Source organism: Rothia sp. 18CD1-1, from assembly GCF_055285355.1.
In genome coordinates this window covers 394,731-417,286 of record NZ_JBUZLI010000008.1, presented here as the reverse complement: position 1 = coordinate 417,286, position 22,556 = coordinate 394,731, and the positions used below count along the sequence as shown (strand labels likewise).

The 22,556-nt window shown below is 56.5% G+C and carries 20 protein-coding genes, 3 tRNA genes and 1 other RNA gene; 12 read left to right on the top strand and 12 right to left on the bottom strand.

From position 1 onward, the window contains the following. The first annotated feature begins 5 nt into the window (after nt 1-5). Both ACS1BR_RS08935 and ACS1BR_RS08930 read left to right on the top strand, forming a co-directional pair. Entirely contained in the window at nt 6-1,295 is a 1,290-nt protein-coding gene (locus ACS1BR_RS08935; protein WP_463561601.1) for a DNA-processing protein DprA, read from the top strand. Nucleotides 1,296-1,358: 63 nt separating this feature from the next. Continuing rightward, nucleotides 1,359-2,351 carry a tyrosine recombinase XerC gene (locus ACS1BR_RS08930; RefSeq protein WP_463561600.1) on the top strand — a complete coding sequence of 331 codons (993 nt, stop codon included), beginning with the start codon at nt 1,359-1,361 and terminating at the stop codon, nt 2,349-2,351. A gap of 5 nt (nt 2,352-2,356) precedes the next feature. On the opposite strand, the gene ACS1BR_RS08925 is transcribed toward ACS1BR_RS08930, so the two are convergent. The 5 genes from ACS1BR_RS08925 to aceE all read right to left on the bottom strand — a co-directional run bounded on the left by ACS1BR_RS08925 (nt 2,357) and on the right by aceE (nt 9,110). Then, nucleotides 2,357-3,628 (bottom strand): beta-ketoacyl-[acyl-carrier-protein] synthase family protein, encoded by a 1,272-nt coding sequence (locus tag ACS1BR_RS08925; protein WP_463561599.1) that lies wholly within the window; start codon nt 3,626-3,628, stop codon nt 2,357-2,359. A 90-nt stretch (nt 3,629-3,718) separates the two neighbouring features. Then, a complete protein-coding gene (locus ACS1BR_RS08920; protein ID WP_463561598.1) occupies nt 3,719-3,961 on the bottom strand; it encodes an acyl carrier protein in 243 nt (80 codons plus the stop codon). A gap of 202 nt (nt 3,962-4,163) precedes the next feature. Beyond that, nucleotides 4,164-5,189 carry a beta-ketoacyl-ACP synthase III gene (locus ACS1BR_RS08915; protein ID WP_463561597.1) on the bottom strand — a complete coding sequence of 342 codons (1,026 nt, stop codon included), beginning with the start codon at nt 5,187-5,189 and terminating at the stop codon, nt 4,164-4,166. Between the two features lie 38 nt (nt 5,190-5,227). Further along, complete coding sequence (locus ACS1BR_RS08910) at nt 5,228-6,145, bottom strand: ACP S-malonyltransferase (protein WP_463561596.1); 918 nt, start codon at nt 6,143-6,145, stop codon at nt 5,228-5,230. 232 nt (nt 6,146-6,377) lie between these two features. Then, on the bottom strand, nt 6,378-9,110 hold the full coding sequence (gene aceE / locus ACS1BR_RS08905) for a pyruvate dehydrogenase (acetyl-transferring), homodimeric type (protein WP_463561676.1): 2,733 nt from the start codon (nt 9,108-9,110) through the stop codon (nt 6,378-6,380). 325 nt (nt 9,111-9,435) lie between these two features. Between aceE and ACS1BR_RS08900 the strand changes: the two genes are divergently transcribed. From ACS1BR_RS08900 to gndA, 3 genes are all read left to right on the top strand, one after another. Next, nucleotides 9,436-9,852 (top strand): DUF3052 domain-containing protein, encoded by a 417-nt coding sequence (locus ACS1BR_RS08900; RefSeq protein WP_463561595.1) that lies wholly within the window; start codon nt 9,436-9,438, stop codon nt 9,850-9,852. Nucleotides 9,853-10,030: 178 nt separating this feature from the next. Then, a tRNA-Val gene (locus ACS1BR_RS08895) sits at nt 10,031-10,103 on the top strand. A 137-nt stretch (nt 10,104-10,240) separates the two neighbouring features. Continuing rightward, nucleotides 10,241-11,725: an NADP-dependent phosphogluconate dehydrogenase gene (gndA, locus tag ACS1BR_RS08890; RefSeq protein ID WP_463561594.1), complete on the top strand. Its 1,485-nt coding sequence runs from the start codon at nt 10,241-10,243 to the stop codon at nt 11,723-11,725. Between the two features lie 68 nt (nt 11,726-11,793). On the opposite strand, the gene epsC is transcribed toward gndA, so the two are convergent. The 3 genes from epsC to msrA all read right to left on the bottom strand — a co-directional run bounded on the left by epsC (nt 11,794) and on the right by msrA (nt 14,089). Further along, nucleotides 11,794-12,378 (bottom strand): serine O-acetyltransferase EpsC, encoded by a 585-nt coding sequence (gene epsC / locus ACS1BR_RS08885; protein ID WP_463561593.1) that lies wholly within the window; start codon nt 12,376-12,378, stop codon nt 11,794-11,796. Between the two features lie 141 nt (nt 12,379-12,519). After that, nucleotides 12,520-13,452, bottom strand: coding sequence for a cysteine synthase A (gene cysK / locus ACS1BR_RS08880; protein WP_463561592.1), 933 nt, complete (start codon nt 13,450-13,452; stop codon nt 12,520-12,522). A 112-nt stretch (nt 13,453-13,564) separates the two neighbouring features. Further along, nucleotides 13,565-14,089 (bottom strand): peptide-methionine (S)-S-oxide reductase MsrA, encoded by a 525-nt coding sequence (gene msrA / locus ACS1BR_RS08875; protein ID WP_463561591.1) that lies wholly within the window; start codon nt 14,087-14,089, stop codon nt 13,565-13,567. 122 nt (nt 14,090-14,211) lie between these two features. Between msrA and ACS1BR_RS08870 the strand changes: the two genes are divergently transcribed. Beyond that, nucleotides 14,212-15,141 (top strand): Nif3-like dinuclear metal center hexameric protein, encoded by a 930-nt coding sequence (locus tag ACS1BR_RS08870; protein WP_463561590.1) that lies wholly within the window; start codon nt 14,212-14,214, stop codon nt 15,139-15,141. Between the two features lie 4 nt (nt 15,142-15,145). On the opposite strand, the gene ACS1BR_RS08865 is transcribed toward ACS1BR_RS08870, so the two are convergent. Next, nucleotides 15,146-15,676 carry a single-stranded DNA-binding protein gene (locus ACS1BR_RS08865; RefSeq protein WP_463561589.1) on the bottom strand — a complete coding sequence of 177 codons (531 nt, stop codon included), beginning with the start codon at nt 15,674-15,676 and terminating at the stop codon, nt 15,146-15,148. Between the two features lie 295 nt (nt 15,677-15,971). Between ACS1BR_RS08865 and ACS1BR_RS08860 the strand changes: the two genes are divergently transcribed. Continuing rightward, nucleotides 15,972-16,496, top strand: coding sequence for a DNA-3-methyladenine glycosylase I (locus ACS1BR_RS08860; RefSeq protein WP_463561588.1), 525 nt, complete (start codon nt 15,972-15,974; stop codon nt 16,494-16,496). Between the two features lie 10 nt (nt 16,497-16,506). Continuing rightward, nucleotides 16,507-17,769, top strand: a complete 1,263-nt coding sequence (locus ACS1BR_RS08855) for a glutaminase (protein ID WP_463561587.1) — start codon at nt 16,507-16,509, stop codon at nt 17,767-17,769. Between the two features lie 109 nt (nt 17,770-17,878). On the opposite strand, the gene ACS1BR_RS08850 is transcribed toward ACS1BR_RS08855, so the two are convergent. Beyond that, nucleotides 17,879-17,951 (bottom strand) — tRNA-Arg (locus ACS1BR_RS08850). Between the two features lie 150 nt (nt 17,952-18,101). Beyond that, nucleotides 18,102-19,667, bottom strand: coding sequence for a polyprenol phosphomannose-dependent alpha 1,6 mannosyltransferase MptB (mptB, locus tag ACS1BR_RS08845; RefSeq protein ID WP_463561586.1), 1,566 nt, complete (start codon nt 19,665-19,667; stop codon nt 18,102-18,104). A gap of 102 nt (nt 19,668-19,769) precedes the next feature. On the opposite strand from mptB, the gene orn reads away from it, so the two are divergent. The 3 genes from orn (at nt 19,770) to def (ending at nt 21,307) form a co-directional block, all read left to right on the top strand. Then, entirely contained in the window at nt 19,770-20,378 is a 609-nt protein-coding gene (gene orn / locus ACS1BR_RS08840; RefSeq protein ID WP_463561584.1) for an oligoribonuclease, read from the top strand. Nucleotides 20,379-20,516: 138 nt separating this feature from the next. Further along, a tRNA-His gene (locus ACS1BR_RS08835) sits at nt 20,517-20,589 on the top strand. 127 nt (nt 20,590-20,716) lie between these two features. After that, nucleotides 20,717-21,307, top strand: coding sequence for a peptide deformylase (gene def / locus ACS1BR_RS08830; protein WP_463561583.1), 591 nt, complete (start codon nt 20,717-20,719; stop codon nt 21,305-21,307). Here def and rnpB read toward each other — a convergent pair. Continuing rightward, an RNA gene (gene rnpB / locus ACS1BR_RS08825) (RNase P RNA component class A) lies at nt 21,305-21,658 on the bottom strand. The genes def and rnpB overlap by 3 nt on opposite strands. A gap of 42 nt (nt 21,659-21,700) precedes the next feature. Here rnpB and ACS1BR_RS08820 point away from each other — a divergent pair. Further along, nucleotides 21,701-22,468: a YaaA family protein gene (locus ACS1BR_RS08820; protein ID WP_463561582.1), complete on the top strand. Its 768-nt coding sequence runs from the start codon at nt 21,701-21,703 to the stop codon at nt 22,466-22,468. Nucleotides 22,469-22,556 lie beyond the last annotated feature (88 nt).

Here is a 22,556-nt window from a genome sequence, read left to right as displayed (position 1 = left end):
TAACAGTGAACAACACGACCGTCGATACTCAAGAAAATAGGAGGGAGCTTGAACAGGTTCGGCTGGCGCGCGCCGAGTTACTTCACCTGAGCGAGCCTGAAGACACCGTGGTGTACGGGGCAGTGGAGGTGCTGGGGGCCCCGGCGGTGGCAAGTATTCTTGGCGGACGCACAAAGCCGCGCTGCTCGGACCTGGTCCGAGCATCGGAGGCCCGCGGTACGGAGCTTGCGCCAGATCTGGCGGAGCAGATGGCCAGGGCACTTGCCGACCGTGCACAACGCTGGCAGCACCGTCGACTGGTACGCCCCGCCGAGCACGAACTCACAGCCGCCAAACATCTTGATGCCTGGCTGTGCATCCCAGAAGACCGTGACTGGCCCCAGCAGCTGGCGGACCTGGGCGCCGCACAGCCCCTGGCCCTCTGGGGCAGGGGAAACCGCAGCCTGCTGGAGCGGCTTACACTGGGGGACTGTATGTCTGTGGTTGGTTCCCGGGACAGTACCGCTTACGGGGTGTCGGCCACAACCCACCTTGCGGGGGACCTTGCTGCCCGCGGAAAAATCATTATTTCCGGTGGGGCGTTTGGGATCGACTCGGTTGCCCACCGCAGTGCCCTGGCAACCTCGACCGCCCAGGTGCCCACCGTGGCATTCATGGCGGCGGGTCCCGACCGCTTCTATCCCAGGAACAATGAACCGCTCCTTCGAGAAATCATGGAAAAAGGGCTCCTGCTCGGGGAGGTAGCACCGGGGTTTTCCCCTACCCGCTGGCGGTTTCTCCAGCGCAATCGCATGATAGCGGCCATCTCTATGCTTACCCTGGTGGTTGAAGCCCGCTGGCGCTCGGGCGCCCTCAATACTGCTCACCACGCGCTGGAACTGGGAAGGGAGCTGAGGGCGGTACCCGGCCAGATTTTTAGCCCCAGCTCCGAGGGCTGCCACCGGCTTATCCGGGATCATCTTGCCGATATTGCCACCGACGCTGAGACACTCATCGACGACTGTCGAACAGAGTTTGAGAGCACCCGCCGTGAGAACAGCTGTTTTATCGAGTCGTCAGAAAAATACAGTGATAAGCCCCACCACCTTACTGAGGCTCAGAAACGACTATGGGATGCGCTACCGCTGAGACAGCACGCAACGGTTGATAAACTCTGCGGAATATCCGGTATAGATTCGCGTACGGTCCTGCTTACTCTCTCACAACTTCAGCAGCTGGGGCTTGCGGAGCAGAAGAGCTCCGCCTGGAGAAAATCAACACAGTATAGGCCTAGGAACGCGGGGGTCAGCGACTAAAATTCAAGGAGAAGAATTTATTTTATAAGGGGAAGACCTAAGGCATATGCGAGGAGTCCGAACATGAGTAGAACAGCACCTCAGCGCGGCCTTGCCCCCACCCTGCCGCTGGGGTCCCGGCCTCCGGGTGATAACGCGGTTTTTGCCGGCACGCTTGAAAACTATTGGCGTTATCTCACCTATGAAAAATTTCGTTCCCCGCAAACTATTCGGGCCTATCAGTCCGATCTCTCCGCTCTTTTCACATACGCGCAGCAGGCCGGTGCCACCCAGCTTGCAGAGGTAGATGTGGCCCTGATTCGTTCGTGGCTGGCCAGCATTCACCAAAGCAGCGCGGCTAAGTCATCGATTGCGCGAAGAATCTCCGCCGTCCGTACTTTCTTTGCGTGGGCTGAAGACGAGGGTCTCATCGATACTAACCCGGCGATTCCGCTCGCTTCTCCCCGGAAGGACCGGTACCTACCGGCGGTGCTCACCCGCCAACAGATAGATTTTCTGATCTCCTCTATTGAGAAAGAACTCAAAGAGGACCCCACCAATATTCATTTGCTACGCGCGGCCGCGGTGGTTGAGCTTCTCTACTCTAGCGGTCTGCGCATATCAGAGCTGTGCAACCTCAACCTGTCGAGTGTCGATAGGGAGAACTACACTGTGCGGGTGGTTGGTAAAGGGGATAAAGAACGGGTGGTGCCCTGCGGAAAACCGGCGATGCGGGCACTCGACCGATGGGTCAACCGGGGCAGGCAGGTCTGGTTTCGAGCTGGGAGAGGGCAGGTTGAAGATGCCCTTTTTATCGGCCCCCGCGGGGGCCGAGCAAATCCTCGACAGATCCGCCAAGAACTCAGCGGGGTACTGGCTCAGGTGCCAGATACCGAGGCGAGCGGGGCCCACATTTTTCGCCATACGGCGGCAACCCATATGGTTGACGGCGGGGCCGATATACGGTCTGTCCAGGAGATGCTGGGGCACAGTTCGCTGGCAACAACTCAGATCTACACCCATGTGTCGGTGGAGAGACTGGCTAGCACCTATGCGAAGGCGCACCCCCGGGCATAGAGGATCTAAGAATCAACGCTACGGAAAGCCACCACAGCATTGTGCCCGCCGAATCCAAAAGAGTTAGAAATGGCTACAATCTCCCCCTCGGGAAGATCACGGGCATCGGTAACAATATCGAGGTCAATCTGGGGATCTTGATTCTCAAGGTTAATGGTGCAGGGCGCCCTGCGCTCATGTACCGCCTTGACCGTCAACACGGCCTCAAGGGCACCTGCCCCGCCCAGAAGGTGGCCTGTCATCGACTTGGTAGCAGAAACAGCAATATTTTCGGTGTGCTCCCCAAAAACCCGGTGTAAAGCAAGGGATTCGGGAATATCGCCCACCGGAGTTGATGTCGCATGGGCATTCACGTGCACCACGGTCTTCGGAGTAATATTGCCGCCCTCTAGAGCCTCCCGAAGCGCCCGGCTAGCCCCCAGCGCGTCCGGGTCGGGAGAAGTAATGTGGAAAGAATCAGCTGACACACCGGTGGAGGCAAGCTCGGCATAGATACGGGCACCGCGTGCACGAGCATGTTCCTCTGACTCCAGCACCAGCGCAGCAGCCCCCTCACCCATCACAAAACCGTCACGATCAACGTCGTAGGGCCGTGAAGCAGCCTGAGGGTCATCATTGCGCGAAGACAGTGCCTGCATTTTGGCAAAAGCAGCCAGAGGTAGCGGGTGAATAGCCGCCTCAGCACCACCGGCCAGCACAACATCGGCTTTTCCCGACCGGATCATGTCTGCCCCAAGCTCCATAGCCTCGGTTGATGATGCACAGGCAGAAACCACGGTTTGAGCAGCTGCACGAGCTCTCAGCGTCATAGAGACAGCAGCGGCACAGCTATTAGGCATCAGCATGGGGACCGTCAACGGTAAAACGCGGCGTGGCCCCCGCTCACGCAGAGTATCCCAGGATTCTAGCAGGGTCCACACACCGCCGATACCGGTGCCAAAAGCAACACCGGTGCGCTCGGGCACGGTTTCCTCGGCCTCTTCGGCATTCTCCGCAGAGAAACCAGCGTCTGCCCAAGCCTCGCGGGCAGCCACGAGCGCCAGTTGGCCGGAAGGATCCTGACGTTTGGCCTCCACCTTGGTCAACCGCCCAGAATCAAGGGGCGCAACCGCTACTCTGCCGGCAATATAGACGGGTAAATCGTATTCTTCAACCCAGGGGTCATCGAGCTTACTAATACCGGAAACACCTTTGAGAGCATTACTCCAGGTGCTCTCGACGTCGCCGCCGATCGGTGTGGTTGCGCCCAGGCCGGTCACTACGACTTTTTGAGACATCTTCACGCTTTCTTCAGTGATAGGAGATCTAAAATAATTATGGGCGCGGCCAACAGATGATGTACCGCGCCCAATACAGGCAGCTAGTCTTTAGCTAGCGTTTTCGATGAAGGACACCGCATCGCCGACAGTCTTCAGGTTCTTCACTTCTTCGTCGGGGATGGTGACATCGAACTTCTCCTCAGCATTGACAACGATGGTCATCATAGAGATGGAGTCGATGTCAAGATCTTCGGTGAAAGACTTCTCAAGCTGAACATCTTCAACTTCTACACCGGTTTCCTCGTTGACAATCTCTGCCAAGCCTGCGAGGATTTCTTCTTTGCTGGCCATTAATGGCTCCTTTACATTTTAGTAGAGCGTATAGCTCGCCGGTAGACGGCCTCCCGCGGGAGACCTGCTTCTTGAGTTTCAACAGTTTTGAAACAAAAGACTTCCGTAAAATAGTATCGTCTTTTCAGCTGGTACCGGGAGCCCGCGACAGTGAAATGAGAAAATAGTGGACGAGTTTTCACGTTACCCTGCGGTAGCTAGATCAGGGGAGGGTGACCACCTGCGCGGCGTAGGCGAGGCCCGCCCCAAAACCAATCTGCAAAGCAAAAGTCCCCGAGAGGTCAGGGTTCTCCGCTAAAAGACGGTGGGCCGCCAGGGGAACAGAGGCTGCCGAGGTGTTACCGGCTTCTACAATGTCGCGTCCCACCTTGACCGTAGAGGGAAGCTTGAGGGTTTTGACCATCTGATCAATAATGCGCTCGTTAGCCTGGTGAGGGATTAATGCTCCCAGCTGGTCTGCGCTGATACCGGCCTGATCGAGGGCCTGCTGAGCAACCTTGGCCATCTCCCACACCGCCCAGCGGAAAACAGAGGGACCGTCCTGCCTGAGCGTGGGCCATACCTTCTCGCCCGGCCGAACGGGGTTGGCGACAAAATCACGGTTACGTATATCGAGAAGTGAATGAGTCATTCCCACGGTGCCCCAGCGGGACCCGTCAGATCCCCAGACAGTGGGTGCAATACCCGGTGTGTCAGAGATACCAACAACGGCAGCGCCCGCACCGTCACCCAGCAAAAACGAGATGGTCCGCTCGGTGTTATCAATAAAATCGCTGAGTTTCTCAACACCGATAACCACCACAGCGCGAGCTGCCCCCGCACGTACCAGGGAATCTGCCTGCGCAATGCCGTAGCAGAAGCCGGCGCAGGCGGCAGAAATATCGTAGGCGGGGCAGGTGGAGCCCAGGGCATCGGCAACGAGAGTAGCCAGGGAGGGCGTAGCGTAGGGGTGTGAGATAGTTGAGACAATCACCGCATCGATCTCATCGGGAGCTAGACCGGCGGTAGCTACCGCCTCCCGAGCTGCCTCTACCGCCATATCGGTGACAGAAATATTTTCGCTAGCCCGCTGACGGGTGGCGATACCGGTGCGCTGTCTAATCCACTCGTCGGAAGAGTTAATGGGCCCGGCAACGTCGTCATTGGTCACCGTCAGGTCGGGGCGTGAGGCCCCGTAGCTGAGTATGCGGGAGTACCGCTGAGGGAGGGATTGCTTAAGCGAGGTCATAGGTTTCCTTTGACTCGAAAATAGGTTACTAGAAAATATTAGGCGCCCAGGGCAGAGTAGGCGGTGTCAAGGTCTCTGGGGGAGTTCAGGGGAATACCCGGAACCCCGCGCATGGCTCGCTTGGCCAGACCCACCAGGGTTCCTGCCGGTGCGAGTTCAAGAAGCGAGGTGACCTCCTGCTGTACCAGTGTTTGCATACAGAGGTCCCAGCGTACCGGGCGGGTCAGCTGGGAGACCAGCGAGTCAATAACCGCCTGCCCATCGGTAAGCTGGCCGCCGTCGCGGTTGGATAAAAGTATTCCCTGCGGGTCCCGGGGCGAGAGGGTCTGCGCAAAATTGGCCAGTGGCTCTACCGCGGGCTGCATCCAAACCGTGTGAAAAGCACCGGCAACCTTCAGCGGGATAACACGGGTTTTTGCCGGCGGATTTTGGGCAAAAGATGCGAGATCATCGAGAGTACCTGCCGCCACGATCTGGCCGGCACCGTTAATATTTGCCGTACTGAGGCCGGCGGATTCGATAGCCGCACGAACCTCATTTTCTACACCGCCCAGCACGGCCGCCATACCGGTTTTTTCAGCGGCAGCTGCCTCAGCCATTCCGCGGGAGCGCACCCGAATAAACCGCATGGCATCCTCCTCGCTGACCACCCCGCTCAGTGCGGCAGCGGTGATCTCACCCACCGAATGTCCGGCAAAAACCACCCGGGAAGAATCATAGGCGGGTGAATTTTTAAGTGCTGAACCGGCGAGTAGACCCGCGGCAACAATCAGGGGCTGAGCAATAGCCGTGTCCCTGATCGTTTCTTCATCGGCTTCTGTCCCATAGTGCACTAAATCGAGATCGGCAGCAGCGGAGAGCCTATCGAGGCGATCGCGAGCCTTTTCATCATCCAACCAGGGAGCGAGAAAACCCGGTTTCTGGGACCCCTGGCCGGGGCAAACTATAGCAATCATAAGAATCCTTACCTCAAACTGTGGAGACTGCTCCACGGGGCACCCCGTGTCCGCTACAGAAAATCCTACCCAGCACAGCAGAATCCACGCGACATTTGCGAGGTTCACCCCGCAGATAGGCACAATACACCCGCACCCGTGAAGAGACGATACACTCCGGGACTATACCGGTGATCATCGGCAACTAAAAAGAGGTGGACCCGAGAGGGGCCCACCTCTTAGACTGAGACCGCTACTCTTCGCCGTTTGGCAGGGTTGCGGGCTTATTTTCATCAATCCGGTAGCGAGCAAAAGCCTCCGCCGGGGCCTTAGCATCTACTTCGCCCCGCCGGGCCAGCATCTGCAGGGCCCGAACAGTAATCGACTCCGCATCGATATTGAAGAAACGTCGGGCACCTGCCCGGGTATCCGAGAAGCCCCAACCGTCGGTACCGAGGGTGGCGAACTCATGGGGCACGTACTGCCGAATACCGTCCATGAGATCCGAGGTGTAGTCAGAGACCGCCACAATGGGCCCCGTTGCTCCCTCAAGCTGTTTGGTCACAAAGGGAGTACGCGGTTTTTCGCCGGTCAAGAAAGCCTCACGCTCTGCGGCAATGCCGTCACGGCGGAGTTTGGTCCAGGAGGTTACCGACCACACGTCGGCGGAAACACCCCAGTCCTCTGCCAGCAGCTGTGCAGCCTTCTCTGCCCAGACCACGCCCACACCCGATGCGAGAAGCTGGACCCTGGGGCCATCAAGCTGGGACTGGTACACGCGGTGAATACCGTTGATAATCCCCTCAACATCTACGTTTTCGGGTTCTGCCGGTTGCACAATGGGCTCGTTGTACACGGTGAGATAGTACATCACATCGTGGTCTTCGTCCTTCTGCCCGTACATCTGCTCCAGACCGCGCTCGACAATGTGAGCAATCTCGTAACCGTAGGCGGGGTCATAGTGGATAACTGCGGGGTTGGTCGATGCCAGGACCGGGGAGTGTCCGTCCATGTGCTGCAGGCCCTCGCCGGTGAGCGTGGTGCGTCCGGCAGTTCCACCCACAATAAAGCCGCGGGTGAGCATGTCGCCGGCAGCCCAGAAGGCATCTCCGGTGCGCTGAAAACCGAACATTGAATAGTAGATATAGACGGGAACCATGGGTAGGCCGTGGGTTTCATAGGAGGTTCCCGCGGCGGTGAAGGCTGCGGTACCACCGGCTTCGTTAATACCAACATGCTGGATCTGGCCCACCGGGGATTCTTTATAGGCAAGCATGAGTTCCCGGTCCACAGCCAGATAATTCTGCCCGTTGGGGTTGTAGATTTTTGCGTTGGGGAAGAAAGAATCCATGCCGAAGGTGCGCGCCTCATCGGGAACAATAGGAACGATCCGTTGGCCAAAATCTTTCTCACGCATGAGATCTTTCATGAGCCGCACAAAGGCCATGGTCGATGCCGCCAGCTGCTTACCCGACCCCTTTTTAGCGCCCCGGTATGCTTTCTCGCCGGGAAGCTCAATCTCGGGCTGGGTATTCTTGCGGGCGGGAGTGAAGCCTCCCAGCTCCCTGCGACGCTCAAGCATGTACTTGATCTCGGGGGCATCAAAGCCGGGGTGGTAGTAGGGCGGGTTGTAAAGGTCCTTCTCCAGCTCTTCATCGGAGATAGGAATACGCAGGTGGTCACGGAAGGTTTTAAGGTCTTCCATGGTCAGCTTCTTCATCTGGTGGGTGGCGTTACGGCCCTCAAAATGGGTGCCCAAACCGTAGCCTTTAATACCCTGGGCAAGAATAACGGTGGGTTGGCCCTTGTGTTCGAGAGCTGCCTTATAGGCGGCATACACCTTGTGGTAGTCGTGTGCCCCGCGTTTGAGAGCCCAAATCTCGTCGTCGGTCATATCGGCCACGAGCTCTTTGGTTTCGGGGGACCTACCAAAGAAGTGCTCCCGGATAAACCCGCCGTCTTCTGCCTTGTAGGTCTGATAGTCGCCGTCGAGGGTTTCGTTCATGATGCGCACGAGCTCGCCCGACTTATCTTTCTGAAGAAGGGAATCCCACTCACGGCCCCAGATAACCTTAATCACGTGCCAGCCGGCACCGCGGAAGAAGGACTCGAGTTCCTGGATAATTTTGCCATTACCGCGCACCGGGCCATCGAGCCGCTGAAGGTTGCAGTTAACCACGAATGTAAGGTTATCCAGCTTGTCGTTTGCCGCAAGCTGGAGGGCACCGCGTGACTCAACCTCGTCAAGCTCACCGTCACCCAGAAACGCCCACACGTGCTGCTCGGAGGTGTCTTTAATATCGCGGTTGTGGAGGTAGCGGTTGAACTGTGCCTGGTAAATGGCGTTGATGGGACCAATTCCCAAAGACACGGTGGGGAACTGCCAGAACTCGGGCATGCAGCGTGGGTGAGGGTAGGAGGGCATACCGTGTTCACCCTTGGTTTTTTCCTGGCGGAAGCCATCAAGGTCTTCCTCGCTCAGGCGGCCTTCAAGGTAGGCCCTGGCATAGTTGCCGGGGGAGGAATGGCCCTGCCAGAAAATCTGGTCCCCGCCACCGGGGTGATCTGTACCGCGGAAGAAATTATTGAGACCGACTTCGTAGAGGGTCGCAATACCCGCATAGGAGGATATATGACCGCCCACACCGATGGTTGACTTTTGTGCACGCTGAACCATCACAGCCGCATTCCAGCGCAGGTAGGCGCGGTAGCGGCGCTCCATCTGCTCGTCGCCTGGATATTCGGGTTCCTGGTCAACGGGGATAGTGTTGACATAGTCGGTGGTGGTCACCATAGGAACTTCAACGCTGCGGCTGCCGGCACGCTGGAGCAGGGATCGCACAATAAACTGTGCCCGCTCGGTGCCCTGGGAGTCCACCAGTTCGTCGAAAGATTCAAGCCACTCGGTTGTTTCCTCAGCATCGGTGTCTTTAAAGCTATGGGTGAGGGCGCTCAAAATATGGTCATTGGTCTCGGAGGGTCCCACTGCCAACCTCTCTTTGTTGATGATTTGAAGATGTTCCGGGCCGCCACTGTGCGATCCCGGAAACCGGCGTTAGGGGCAAGGGTGACCGTAACGCTATCTCTTACTATGGTGTCACAAACCGAGGAATTTGACCTGTCGGGAGAATCATCTGTGAGCGGAATATATTTCGTTTTTTGAATCACAAGCGGAGCCCGACGTCAAGAAACATGGCTCCGTTCGGTCGTGTTCAGTTGCGCTCAGCGGCTTGTGCGTGTTCAGTTGTCTTTAGAGGAGTCGCGTACAGCGGCTTTTCTCCCACGAAAATTTTGAACTCAGGAGGATATCAGTGAGCGAGACCAAGACCGCTGCGGATATAGCGGCAGTCCAATTTGGTTTCAAGGATGGGGATCTCATCCAGGAATTCGGGTATGACGACGATGTCGACTTTGATCTACGGGATGCGCTTGAAGACCTGATAGGTTCCGAGCTGTTCGACGAAGATGACCAGGAAGTGGTCGACGGCGTACTGCTGTGGTGGCGTGAAGACGACGGAGACCTTGTAGACGGTTTGATGGACGTGCTGTCCAGCCTCGACGACGGTGGGGTAATTTGGTTGCTTACCCCTAAATCTGGCCGCGAGGGGTATGTATCACCGCGCGATATTCAGGAGGCTGCCCCCGTGGCGGGATTACATGTCATCACTAGTGAGGGTGCCGGTAAAGACTGGTCCGCAACCCGCCTGGTGATGAAGCAGGTCCGCTAGAGCCGAAAACGTTTCCCCTCAAAGGCCGCGGGAATGTGCGGTTTTTTGAGGGGATTGCGGGGTGTGAGGCGGGCAGGGAGAAAATTTTTTCGAACATCAACTTGCACACTCACAAATACCTGCGTATAGTGTTTACCTGTCGCTGTAAGCCGGTAATGTCCGGTGCGCAGCGTGAGACGGGTCTTTAGCTCAGCTGGTAGAGCGCCACGTTTACACCGTGGATGTCATCGGTTCGATCCCGGTAGGACCCACCGCCACAACAGTATGACCCCCGCATCGGGGGTCATACTGTTTTTTCACACGGTGTAACGGTCAACAGGCGTTCACGCTCTGCAAAATCTGTTGCCGCCTGCGTCCAGCCCGAAAAGCTGGCGCGTACAGTTGAGCTATGGCTGAAAACAAAGTAGAACACAAAGCACATATCGGTGTCACCGGGCTAGCCGTTATGGGCGCTAATCTGGCGCGTAACCTGGCTCGAAACGGCTACACCGTGGCTCTTCATAACCGGTCTGTTGAAAAAACCGATGCCCTCCTTACCGAACACGGCTCTGAGGGTGATTTTATTCGTACCGAGACCCTGCAAGAGCTTGTCGATTCCCTCGAATCCCCCCGCCGTATTTTGATTATGGTCAAGGCCGGGGCGCCCGTGGATGCGGTGATCGACCAGCTGGTTCCTTTACTTGATCACGATGACATTATTATCGACGGCGGTAACTCACATTTTCCCGACACCATCCGCCGGGAGAAGAATCTTTCTGAAAAAGGAATTCACTTTGTGGGTGTTGGCGTCTCCGGCGGCGAAGAGGGTGCACTCTGGGGCCCCTCCATTATGCCCGGTGGCTCCGCTAAATCCTACGAATCGGTGGGCCCCATGCTCGAAACCATCGCGGCTAAAGCACCGCAAGACGGCAAGCCCTGCTGTGCCTGGTTATCGACTGATGGTGCCGGACATTTTGTGAAAATGGTTCACAACGGTATCGAATACGCCGACATGCAGGTGATCGGTGAGGCCTACGATATCTTGCGTTCTGTGGCCGGCATTGAGCCCGCGGAACAGGCAGAGATTTTCCGCCGCTGGAATGAGACCGACCTGTCGTCATACCTCATCGAAATTACCGCCGAGGTGCTTTCTCAGGTTGACCAGAAAACCGGTAAACCGCTCGTAGATGTGATCCGCGATCAGGCCGGCCAGAAGGGTACCGGCGGGTGGACGGTACAGGCTGCCATCGATCTGGCATCGCCGATCACCGGTATTGCGGAATCCGTTTTTGCGCGCGGACTGTCATCGTCTAACCTTGAAGCACGCGAGCTGGCGCAGGAAGAGCTACCGGCCGGGTTGATCGCAAGTACCGGTGTTGGTCGCGGAGACGAAGAGTTCATTGAAGATGTACGTAAAGCACTTTTCGCTTCCAAACTGGTTGCCTACGCCCAGGGTCTCGATATGCTCAAGACCGCTTCCGGCGAATACGGCTGGACCTACAAACTCGATGTCGTAGCTTCGCTCTGGCGGGCAGGCTGCATTATTCGCGCCGAACTTTTGGGCAAAATTATGGAGGCGTACGCGGGCGATACGGTACCGGCGAACATGCTTCTCGCCCCCGGCTTCAAAGAGCTGATGGAAGATCTGCTGCCGTCATGGCGGCGCGTGGTTGCCAAGGCAACGGCCCTGGGTGTCCCGGTCCCCGTGTTCGCGTCATCGTTGAGCTACTATGATGGTCTGCGGCGTAAACGTCTTCCCGCCGCTCTCATTCAGGGCCAGCGCGATTTCTTTGGTGCCCACACCTATCAGCGTATTGACGCAGAGGGTGATTATCATACCCTGTGGAGCGGTGACCGCAGCGAGGTCAATGCCGCCGACGTGCACGTGCACTAGATCTGCACTGGCACCGTGAAACATCGGCTGTGGCGGTGTGGTTAGTCTACACCACCACAGCCGATGTCCTATATCCACATAGCGGGATCAATATAGGCCACAGCATCGACCAGAGGCTCGTGCTTTTCGGGGGTGCGGGGCTTGGACCTGGCAGGAATACCCGTGATAATCGAATCTGCCGGGTGATCATGGACAACAACAGCGTTTCCACCCACCGCAGAATCAGAGCCGATGACCACGGGCCCAAGCACCTTTGCACCGGCCCCGATGGTTACGCGGTCACCGATAGTGGGGTGCCGCTTAGTTTTTTCTAGGGAGCGACCGCCCAGGGTGACCTGGTGGTAGAGCATCACGTCATCGCCAACCTGCGCCGTTTCCCCGATCACAATACCCATACCGTGATCGATAAAAAAACGACGACCGATGTGGGCACCGGGGTGAATCTCCACACCGGTGAGAAAACGTGAGAACTGCGAGAGGGTGCGAGCTAAAAGCTTGGTGGAGTCCTTCTGCCACAGGCGATGTGAGACCCGGTGTATCCAAATGGCGTGCATACCGGAATAGTTCAACAGAATCTCAAGGTCGCTACGGGCGGCGGGATCGTGGGCTCGCACTGTTTCAAGGTCTTCTCGGAGTCGTGTAAAGAAACCCATATTTTTCCTTAGATTGTTAGGTCTGCGCGAGAGAACGTGCGCTTATTTAACTGTACAAAAAGAACCGCTATCCTGTGACCGCCTTCATCGTTGGAAACACACATGGCGTGCAGGTCAACTGTAACCTGCACGCCACCGGGGCTAGCGGATATCTTCGTAGAGAAGGGTTGATATGTAGCGCTCCCCAAAATCGGGGATAACGGCCACAATCAGCTTGTCTTTGTTCTCTGATTTCTTTGCCTCTTCGAGGGCAGCCCACACCGCTGCCCCGGAAGAAATACCACCCAAGATCCCTTCCTGGACTCCCAGAGCACGGGCGGTGCTGACCGCGTTATCGGTGGTTGCGGTAGCCACGGCATCGTAGATGTCGCGGTTGAGGGTATCCGGAATAAAGTTTGCCCCCAGACCCTGAATCTTATGCGGGCCAGCCACGCCTCCGGAAAGGATGGCTGAGTCGTAGGGTTCAACGGCAACCACCTTAATACCGGGCTTGCGTTCTTTGAGGTACTTACCGGCACCCGAGAGGGTGCCACCGGTGCCAACGCCCGCCACAAAAATATCTACTTGACCGTCGGTGTCCTCCCAGATCTCGGGGCCGGTTGTGCCGTAGTGAATCTCGGGGTTGGCTCTGTTTGAAAACTGCGAGGCCAGCACGGCGTTTTCGGTGCTGCTCACAATTTCATGCGCCTTTGCAACAGCACCGCGCATACCTTCGGTACCGGGGGTCAACACGATTTCGGCACCGTACGCGCGCAGAATGACCCGGCGCTCATGGGACATGGTTTCGGGCATAGTGAGAATGACCCGGTAACCGCGGGCAGCACCAACCATAGCCAGAGCAATACCGGTATTACCGGAGGTTCCCTCAACGATAGTGCCGCCGGGTTTGAGGCTGCCCGACTGTTCGGCGGCATCGATTATTGCTTTACCGATACGGTCTTTAACAGAGTTGGCGGGGCTGTAAAACTCCAGCTTGACCGCAACGTTTCCGGGGAGGCCGGAGTCAAGACGGTTGAGACGAACCAGGGGGGTTCCCCCCACTGTCTCGGTGATATCGCTATAGATTTTTGCCACGGTATTTCCTTTCGTGCGCGGGCAAACAGGGGTGGTTTAAACTTTACGAGAAAAAATTTGGGAATGCTCACCGAATGAAACATAAGGTAACATTCTCTTCCCCCAGCGCTGTTTAGTGCGTCAGGTAAGCTGAGTAGTTCTTACGGGCGCGGGAAATTTTAGGGTTAATAATTGCCTGGCAGTAGCCCTGGAAGGGGTTATTGGCGTAGTAGTTCTGATGGTAGTCTTCCGCTTTCCAGAACTTCTCTAGCGGTTCAATAACCGTTACGACGGGCGCACCCCAGAGTTTCTCCGCGCGCGCTGCGGCCTCTTCAAAGAGTTTTTTCTGTTCGTCGTTTTCGTAGTAGAGGGCGGACCGGTACTGGGGGCCAACGTCGGCCCCTTGCCTATCCCAGCTGGTGGGGTCGTGCGAGGTGAAAAAGATATCGAGCACAGTTTCTGCGGGGATGACTTTCTCGTCGAAGGTCACGCGATCGACCTCCACATGCCCGGTTGATCCGGCGCAGACGCTACGGTAGTCCGGGTTTTCGGTGTGCCCACCGGTGTAGCCGCACACGCTTGATTCGACCCCCTTGAAATTGCGAAACACCGCGTCTATACACCAGAAGCAGCCTCCACCCATCACAAAATTTTGCACCTGTTTTCCCTTTCGGTCGTTCGAATTTTTGGTGTGCAGTACCAGCTATAACGCGGCAGTGGGGAAGCGTATTCCATCCCGTGCGGATACTGTACTGAAATTAATCGTGGCACAATGAACCTATGGCAGAAAAGAAAGTACCCTCTCTTAAAGATGTGGTGAGTGTCTTCCACGAAATTTTTCCGCCCGAGCTTGCCGAGGCGTGGGACAGCAGCGGCCTGGTGGTGGGCCGGAAAGAAGCACCGGTGGCACGGGTGGGTTTTGCTGTAGACGCCACGGTGGCTACAGCGCGCGAGGCCGTGGAGAAAGAGGCCGGGCTTCTTATTACCCACCACCCTCTCCTTTTGAGGGGGGCATCTTTCCTTCCCGACACAGACTATAAGGGTGAAATTATCCATACCCTGATTGAGTCTTCCTGCGCTCTTCTCGGTGCACACACCAATGTTGATTCGGCTCCGTACGGCACCAACGAGACCTTTATGAACTTTCTCGGAGTGAGGCAACAGCAGCGTATTCTGGCCGAGGAGAAACTCACCCTCATTGATGGTAGAGAAATAGAAGTGGGGATCGGTAGGGTGGGGGAGCTGCCCCGGCCCGTATCGTTGCGGCAACTGGCTGAGAAAATAGCGACTTTTCTCCCCGCTACCGCGGGAGGATTACAGGTGGCCGGGGATGAGAACGCCGCGGTGCAGCGGGTGGCCCTCTGTACCGGTTCCGGGGATTCTCTTTTTGCTAGGGCCCGTGCTGTCCACGCCGATGTGTATATCACCGCCGACCTGCGGCACCATCCCGCCTCAGAATTCAGAGAACAAACATTTATCGGTGACGGTAGACCCTATCTCATTAACTGCTCACATTTTGCCAGTGAATGGGTATGGATGCGGGGGGCAGCCCGGCTGCTGACCACGGCCCTGGCCCACCGCGGCTTTGCTATAAGCACCTACGTCTCAGAGCTGAACACCGACCCCTGGGACTTTAACGTACCTACCGGAAGCACTGAGGGATCTGCCAGTACACGGTCTTCATTGAACGCCGCAGAGGGTGGCTTGTAGACACCTAAAAGGGATCCGGGGCGGGTTCGGTAGAATTTGCGTGCTCTTCGATCTGCTGAATCTGACCGGTGTCGGCGGTATTTTCTGTTTCGGCAGGAGGCCGGGCGTCTGCACCGGATATAAAGGAGGGGGCATTCTGCCCTTCTGCCTCGTTTTGGGCCGGTGAACTATCGGGTTTAATGGCCCTGCTGAAGGAGGAAACCCCCATGTTGAGATCATGCCCAACCGCTGAGGCATCTATCTCAACGGCGGTCCCCCGTCGTCCGCTATCGGTCTCCCACTGTTTGATATGTAGTCTGCCGGTCACAATGACGGGCTGACCCACAAAAATACTGCGTGCGGTGTGCTGAGCGAGTGCCCTAAAAGTGTTTACCGTGTACCAGTTAGTTGTGCCTTCGCGCCATATCTGCCGGTTGGAGTCATACCACCGCGGTGTTGAGGCTACTCGAAAATTTGATACCGGTATTCCCGAGGGCAGAGTATTGCTGCTGGGAGAAGTGGCCACAAAGCCACGGATGGTTACGATATCGGTCATGACATGCTCCTTGAAAGTGGTGTGATCGGTTGTTTTTAGGATGAGGCAGAAGGCACCGACCGGAAAACCGGGGAACAGAAAACTGTGGATATTACCCGCAGAAAATCGATAAAAAAGACCGGTGTGTACAGCAACTTGGTGTATCCACAGGGTGCGGTATCCACACAGCACGCGCTACTAGCTATTTATCTATAACCGGTCATATCCTGCCTGCATGAACACTTCATCACACGAATATCCGTCGGCAACTCGGATACGCCAGACACCCGGTACCCGGCCGCATCAATACCGCGGAATGGAGAGCCCTGGCTGGGTCCGCGATGCAAACACCAAAGAATACTTTATTCACGAATGGGGAAAAATCCCCCGCACCCAGAGAAACCTGTTTGAGCACCTGTGCCTCATGACCTTTCAGCTGGGGCTGCTCTGGAGTACGGTTCTGGGAAAAAGACAGGCATTTGCAGATTTCTTCTGCGACTACAGCTTAGATGCGGTAGCCGACATAAGCGATCAGGAACTCGAAGCGGCAGCACGTTCACCGGAGCTTATCCGCAATATCTACAAGTTGAAAGCCTGCCGTAATAACGCGCGTGCCCTGATCGATCACGGGGTCGATCTGCCCGACCTTTTTGAGCTAAATTTTCCTCATCCGGTGAGTTATCCAAGCTACACAGAGTTACCGCGGACCCACGAGGCATCGGATGCCGTATGCTCTGTTTTACGCGGATACGGACTCAGATATATTGGGCCGGTAGGGGTCTGCTCAATCGCCCAGGCTTTCGGATTTATTGGGGTTGAGAGAAAAAAATCGGTGCTGTAATCTTTTTCAGATGAAGAGCCCCGTTTCCGAATACCTTAAGCAGATCCTAGATACTACCCGCCCAGAAGACAGCGGTTCGGTGGCAGACTATATACCCGAGCTCGCTAAAGCCGATACCTCGAAGTTCGGTATTGCACTCACCACCGTTGACGGGCGCACCTATTCTGTGGGGGACCGCGACTTTGAGTTCACTCTCCAATCAGTGTCTAAACCTTTCGCCTACGCAGCGGCCCTGGCCGATCGCGGAGTAGATTTGGTCACCTCAAAGATCGGTGTGGAGCCCTCGGGGGAGGCATTCTACGAGCTATCCCTCGAAGAGGGGAGCCACCGCCCCGACAACCCCATGATCAATGTGGGAGCCATTGCGACACACAGTCTTTTGGTCAGTGATACCGCCGGCCAACGGCAGCGGGTCGAGTATGCACTTGATTTTTTCTCCCGTCTTGCCGGTAGGGAACTGGCCATTGATCAGACCGTCTACCAGTCTGAAATGGAGACCGCGCAGCGTAATCTTGCGATGGGGCATATGCTCAAAAGCTTTGGAATGTTCGAGGACGACCCCCACGAAGTGGTCTCGGGCTATATCGCTCAGTGCGCTATTACGGTGAACGTTGAAGACCTCGCGGCGATGGGGGCCACTTTTGCCAACGGTGGTGTGCAACCTATTACCGGTGAGAGAGTTATAGACCGGGCCGTGGCCCGCCAGGTGTTATCGGTCATGGCATCTGCCGGCATGTATGACGCCTCGGGAACCTGGTTCTCTCGCGTCGGTATTCCGGCCAAATCCGGAGTGTCCGGCGGTATTCTGGGTACTCTGCCGGGCCAGCTGGGGATCGGGGTTTTTTCGCCCAGGCTTGACGCCAAAGGAAATAGCGTGCGCAGTGTGAAGGTGTTTGAAAAACTGTCAGCGGATATTGGTTTGCACATGATGAACGCTGACGCCTACAGCTATAACGCGGTGCGGCTGGTTCGTGATATTGGTTCGGAAACGGTGGTTGAGTTACAGGGGCGGATAGATTTCACCAATGCCGAAGAGGTGCTCTACCAGCTAGAAAATATGGATCTTTCCCGGGTTAAAGATCTGGTGTTTGATCTCACCCGCGTCTCTGACTTTAATACTGTGGGCCGGAGGATGCTGACCGAAGGTTTCCGGCGGATTCAACAAGAAGGTGTGCAGGTTTCCCTTCTTGACCCCGATAACGTGTGCATGGTGGAAAGGGATAAAAACGCCGGGGAGATCAACCTGCTTTTAGCTTCTGAGGGCGGTAGGTAAGCACCGTACAGATTGGTGAAGAAACGTTGACCACCGCAGCGCCTGCTGATACCGCTACACTATAGTCTGACGCAAATTCCCCCACCGGTACCGGCGGGGGAATTTTCTGCGCCCCAGGAGGGAGTCGAACCCCCGACCAAGAGATTAGAAGTCTCCTGCTCTATCCACTGAGCTACTGGGGCAAGCATCCACCGGGATACTACGAAATTTTCCGGTGAAATCCTCACACAGTCTACTCCGCCAGCTCGCGCGGGGCAAAATGCGCGGGGCAACCGCACCGGGTTGCCGGCCAACCCGAAGTGTGCAAGAGCACTGACCGATCCATAAAGATTCTAGATAACAATTTGAACCGCGGTGGAACGCCGTCCGCGACGCAGTACCCGCCGGGTTGCCGGGTCCACAAAAACCAGGTAGCTGGCGTACCCCAGCGACACCACCACCGCTATCAGCCGTGCCATATTCGTATCAAAATCCTGAAGGTAGGGGGAAACATCGAGCTGGTCTGAGATCGCGTAAATCATAAAGAAAAGCGTAGTAACAAAATACAGATCTAGCTGCCAGTCTGTGCGGATACCCGATACCGCCAGGAAAGGAATAATCCACAGCAGATACCAGGACTGAATCATGGGGGATAGCAGCACCACACAGGCGAGAGCGTAACCAATCCGGCGAATAAGTTTCTGGTCGCGACCCACAAACATGACCAGCACCGCCCCCAGCATTCCGACGAGCCTGCCCACGGAACCCACAAAATCGCGGATACTGCTCTCCACTCCGCCTCCAAAAATTGAGGCCGCAACAATACCGATTGCCCACGAAATAAAACCCGTGGGAGCATACCAAATATACTGGCCGCCGGTTGTTGATAGAGCACTGATCCAGTCAAATCCAAAGCCGTTTATCAACCCCAGAACACCCAGCTCCGCCGCGGTGACCAGCAGGGTGAGCGCCCAGAAACAAAATTTTCGCGGCCACGAAGCATCGCGGCCGGCCCACAGCAGGCCAATAAATGGCAGGGCCACCAGTGCGATAGGTTTAATAGCGATTGCCGCGGTCATGAGCGTGGTGCCGACTAGCCCACCCTTCCAGTTACGGTGGGCTGCCGCATAGTAGGTGCCGGCAACGGCAAACCCGGTCATGAGCGCATCGTTGTGGCCGGCAGTCACAAACTGGGCGATAAAAAGCGGGTTGGCAACCACCAGCCAGAGGGCGCGGGTACCGTTAATATTGTGGAGCGCTGCCAGCTTGGGAACGTAATAGGCAATCAGCCCCACGCCCACCACGGCGACAGCTCGAAACATATAGATACCGGCGTCAATATTGTTCCCCGCCAGCCAGGCAACACCCTCTTCGATCCAGAGAAAAATGGGGCCGTAGGGTGGCGGCGACTGCGCCCACAGCGGATCCGCACCAAACTGGAAGAAGTTGTTCACCGATGACACCCCCACCTCGTAGGGATTGAGTCCGGCAAGCATAACCCTACCCTGGGCGAAATAGGAGAAAATATCGCGGCTAAAGAGAGGGAAAGCAAAGAGCTGGGGAAGGGTCCAGCAGATAATGGCTAGCCAGGTCCACCGTTTGGCGGTTCCCCGCCACACCACCAGTTTTTGCGAGAGTCTGAGCCATTCGCGGCACATCATCATGCCACCCACCGCAAGCAGAACAATACTGAACACCAGGCCGCCAACGTTGTATCGAAGCTGAATAATGAGATTGACCCGGTTGAGATAGGAGGCATCAGCCAACCAGCCCACGCCAAAAGAACCAAACATCATGCACAGAGAACCAACGGTGCCGAATACGATGGTTCGCAGCGGGCTACCATAGATATACCTGCCGCGCTTTTTACTCTTGTCCCTGTTACCGGGTGGGGAAGCTGCCGCGGATGTTGCGCTCATAAAGCTCCTGAAGCGGGATTGTGCTAAACGTTTTAGATTTTACCCGCGATGTGTCCGGTGCGGTGTAGGTGCTGCCGGTCTATGGCGAGTAGATTTTAACCCGTGTCTATTTCAAATGAACGAATTGTGTGGATTGACTGCGAGATGACGGGCCTGTCCCCGGTGAGCGACGCTCTGATTGAGGTTGCTGTGCTGGTGACCGATGGAGAGCTGAACATACTGGGTGAGGGTGTTGATGTGGTTATTAAGCCCGAGCAGGTGGCGCTTGATCAGATGAATGATTTTGTTACCGCTATGCACAGAGAATCCGGTCTGCTGGGGCAGCTGGACTCCGGTGTCAGCCTGGATGAGGCCCAGCGGCAGGTACTTGACTATGTCCGCCAGCATGTCCCCGAGGCGGGGACGGCACAGCTGGGCGGAAATTCTATCGGTACCGATAAGACTTTTTTGGTGCGCGATATGCCGCAGCTTATCGAATATTTGCACTATCGGGTGATTGACGTGTCCACCATTAAAGAACTTGCCCGCCGCTGGTATCCGCAGGTCTTGGCGGGGGCACCCCCAAAAACGGGTAACCACCGTGCCCTGGGAGATATCCGTGACTCTATCACCGAGCTGCGGTACTATCGTCGGGCAATCTTTGTGCCGGCTCCGGGCCCCGATACTGCCCGGGTACAGGATATTGCCCGGAGTGTGGAGGACAAAAGCTAGACAACGCGAACAACTTTTTCGGTGAGAACTATCACGCGTTGGTGGGTTCGTTTTAACTTTGTATTTGGCTAGAAACTCTTATAGAGTGTTCTCTGTTGCCAAGCGCAGGGAGATTTTCCCACGGTGTAGAAGCACATGGTGGTCGTAGCTCAGTTGGCAGAGCGCCTGGTTGTGGTCCAGGAGGTCGCGGGTTCAACCCCCGTCGATCACCCCGACAAAGGGTCGTTATGGCAGAGCCATAGCGGCCCTTTACTGTACACTTCTCAGCCGGTTCATCGGGTTGATGAGATCGCAGGTCGATCAACCGTGTAGGCAGAGGAAATACGTCAGGAGTTTTCATGGCAATCAGACCGATTGTTATTCACGGTAACCCCGTGCTTCACACCCCGGCGGCACCGGTTACCCGTTTTGATAGCGAACTTGCCAGCCTTATTGCCGATATGGAGGAGACTCTGGATGCCTCCAACGGTGTAGGTTTGGCGGCACCGCAGGTGGGCGTGAGTCTTCGCCTGTTCAACTACGCGTTTGATAATGAGGACGGCGTGCCGGCCCGCGGCGTAATCATTAATCCCGTGCTCACCCTGGGAAAAATTTCGACGGCGGAGCCCGATCGTGAGAGCGAAGAAGAGGGGTGCCTCTCTTTCCCCGGGTACGGTTTTCCGCTTAAGCGCGCCGACTGGGTGACCGTCAACGCTCTCAACGAGAAAGGGGAACCGGTGCGGTTTGAGGCAACCGGTTGGTTTGCCAGGGTGATGCAGCACGAGACGGACCATCTCGACGGTAAGCTCTATGTTAACCGGCTCAACAAAAAATGGTCGGCCCGGGCTAAAAAAGTGGTGAAGGCCGAGGGGTGGAAAGCTGATGGTAATTCTTGGCTACCGGGTACCGACCCCGACCCCTTTGGGCACGGAATGAAAGATGCTGGGTGAACAGGGTGCCCTGTAAGCCGGGTTCTGTGCTCATGCGAGCGGCAATCATCTATCTAGGCACTCCATCACTGGGTGCTCAAGCGGCCTACCCGAACGCATGGGGCGCACTACCCTCGATGGCGCGTTCTGTTTGACCTTGCTCCGAATGGGGTTTACCGAGCTACCCCAATCACTTGAGGTACTGGTGGTCTCTTACACCACCTTTTCACCCTTACCCGGTGGGAATCCGGGCGGTAGTTTTCTGTGGCACTTTCCCGCACGTTGCCGTGGGTAGATGTTATCTACCATTCTGTGCTGTGGAGCCCGGACTTTCCTCGAAAATTTGATTCTCGCGATTGCCCGGGCACCCCGTTCAGTTACCTACTGTACACCAGAAAATTTATGGAGGTTTTTATGCTGATTCTGCTTCCACCGTCGGAGTCTAAACGGGCAGGGGAACTGGGGGCACCGGTTAATTTTGCGGAGCTTTCCTTCCCGGAGCTCACCGAAGCCAGGGAGCGGGTGGGGCAGGTGCTCGCGGAAATTTCTGCCGGGGAGGACGCCCTCGATATTTTGGGGGTGGGGAGGTCTCTTGCCGACGAGGTGCAGCGCAATACCCGTATCTTTGAGCAACCGGCACACCCGGCATGGCAGGTGTACAGCGGCGTACTGTTTGAGGCACTGGATTATGCGAGTTTTGTGCGGGAGGCACGGGCACAAGCTAACACCCATCTGCTGGTTTTTTCGGCCCTGTGGGGTGCGGTTTCTCTGGCCGATAATATTCCGGCCTACCGGCTGTCCATGGGAGTGAGTCTTGGCCGGTGCGGTAATTTAGCCCGCTTTTGGCGCGGTGAGCTTACCGCGCCGTTGGACGCATGGGCGGGCCGCCAGCTGATTCTTGACTGCCGCTCGGCTGCTTATTCCCGTGCCTGGGTGCCGGCTCCGGAGCAAACCTATACGGTGAGGGTAGAAAAAGAAGCCGGCACCGGTGAGCGCAAGGTGGTCTCGCACATGGCCAAACACTATCGCGGTCTGCTAACCCGGTTTATTTTTGAGCGGGGACTTAGCCATATCAACGATAGTGATGAGCTGGTCTCTGAGCTTGCTGACCGGTTTCGGGTGGAAAAATCCGAGGCTGAGGGCAAGAGGGCGGGAACTATTACCCTGGTCGTTTCGTCCTAGGCTGGAGTAGAGGAGCGCCGCGTAAATCACCGAGTGCGCACGGTGAAATCGTCTCAGAGCATTTGACTTTACCGGGTAGCCTAGTGTT

Coding starts and splice junctions, on each gene's coding strand:
- ACS1BR_RS08930 (WP_463561600.1), top strand. CDS start 1,359: ATGAGTAGAACAGCACCTCAGCGCGGCCTTGCCCCCACCCTGCCGCTG.
- ACS1BR_RS08920 (WP_463561598.1), bottom strand. CDS start 3,961: ATGGCCAGCAAAGAAGAAATCCTCGCAGGCTTGGCAGAGATTGTCAAC.
- def (WP_463561583.1), top strand. CDS start 20,717: ATGGCAATCAGACCGATTGTTATTCACGGTAACCCCGTGCTTCACACC.
- mptB (WP_463561586.1), bottom strand. CDS start 19,667: ATGAGCGCAACATCCGCGGCAGCTTCCCCACCCGGTAACAGGGACAAG.
- ACS1BR_RS08870 (WP_463561590.1), top strand. CDS start 14,212: ATGGCAGAAAAGAAAGTACCCTCTCTTAAAGATGTGGTGAGTGTCTTC.
- ACS1BR_RS08925 (WP_463561599.1), bottom strand. CDS start 3,628: ATGTCTCAAAAAGTCGTAGTGACCGGCCTGGGCGCAACCACACCGATC.
- gndA (WP_463561594.1), top strand. CDS start 10,241: ATGGCTGAAAACAAAGTAGAACACAAAGCACATATCGGTGTCACCGGG.
- ACS1BR_RS08820 (WP_463561582.1), top strand. CDS start 21,701: ATGCTGATTCTGCTTCCACCGTCGGAGTCTAAACGGGCAGGGGAACTG.
- ACS1BR_RS08865 (WP_463561589.1), bottom strand. CDS start 15,676: ATGACCGATATCGTAACCATCCGTGGCTTTGTGGCCACTTCTCCCAGC.
- ACS1BR_RS08860 (WP_463561588.1), top strand. CDS start 15,972: ATGGAGAGCCCTGGCTGGGTCCGCGATGCAAACACCAAAGAATACTTT.
- epsC (WP_463561593.1), bottom strand. CDS start 12,378: ATGGGTTTCTTTACACGACTCCGAGAAGACCTTGAAACAGTGCGAGCC.
- ACS1BR_RS08855 (WP_463561587.1), top strand. CDS start 16,507: ATGAAGAGCCCCGTTTCCGAATACCTTAAGCAGATCCTAGATACTACC.
- ACS1BR_RS08915 (WP_463561597.1), bottom strand. CDS start 5,189: ATGACCTCGCTTAAGCAATCCCTCCCTCAGCGGTACTCCCGCATACTC.
- ACS1BR_RS08910 (WP_463561596.1), bottom strand. CDS start 6,145: ATGATTGCTATAGTTTGCCCCGGCCAGGGGTCCCAGAAACCGGGTTTT.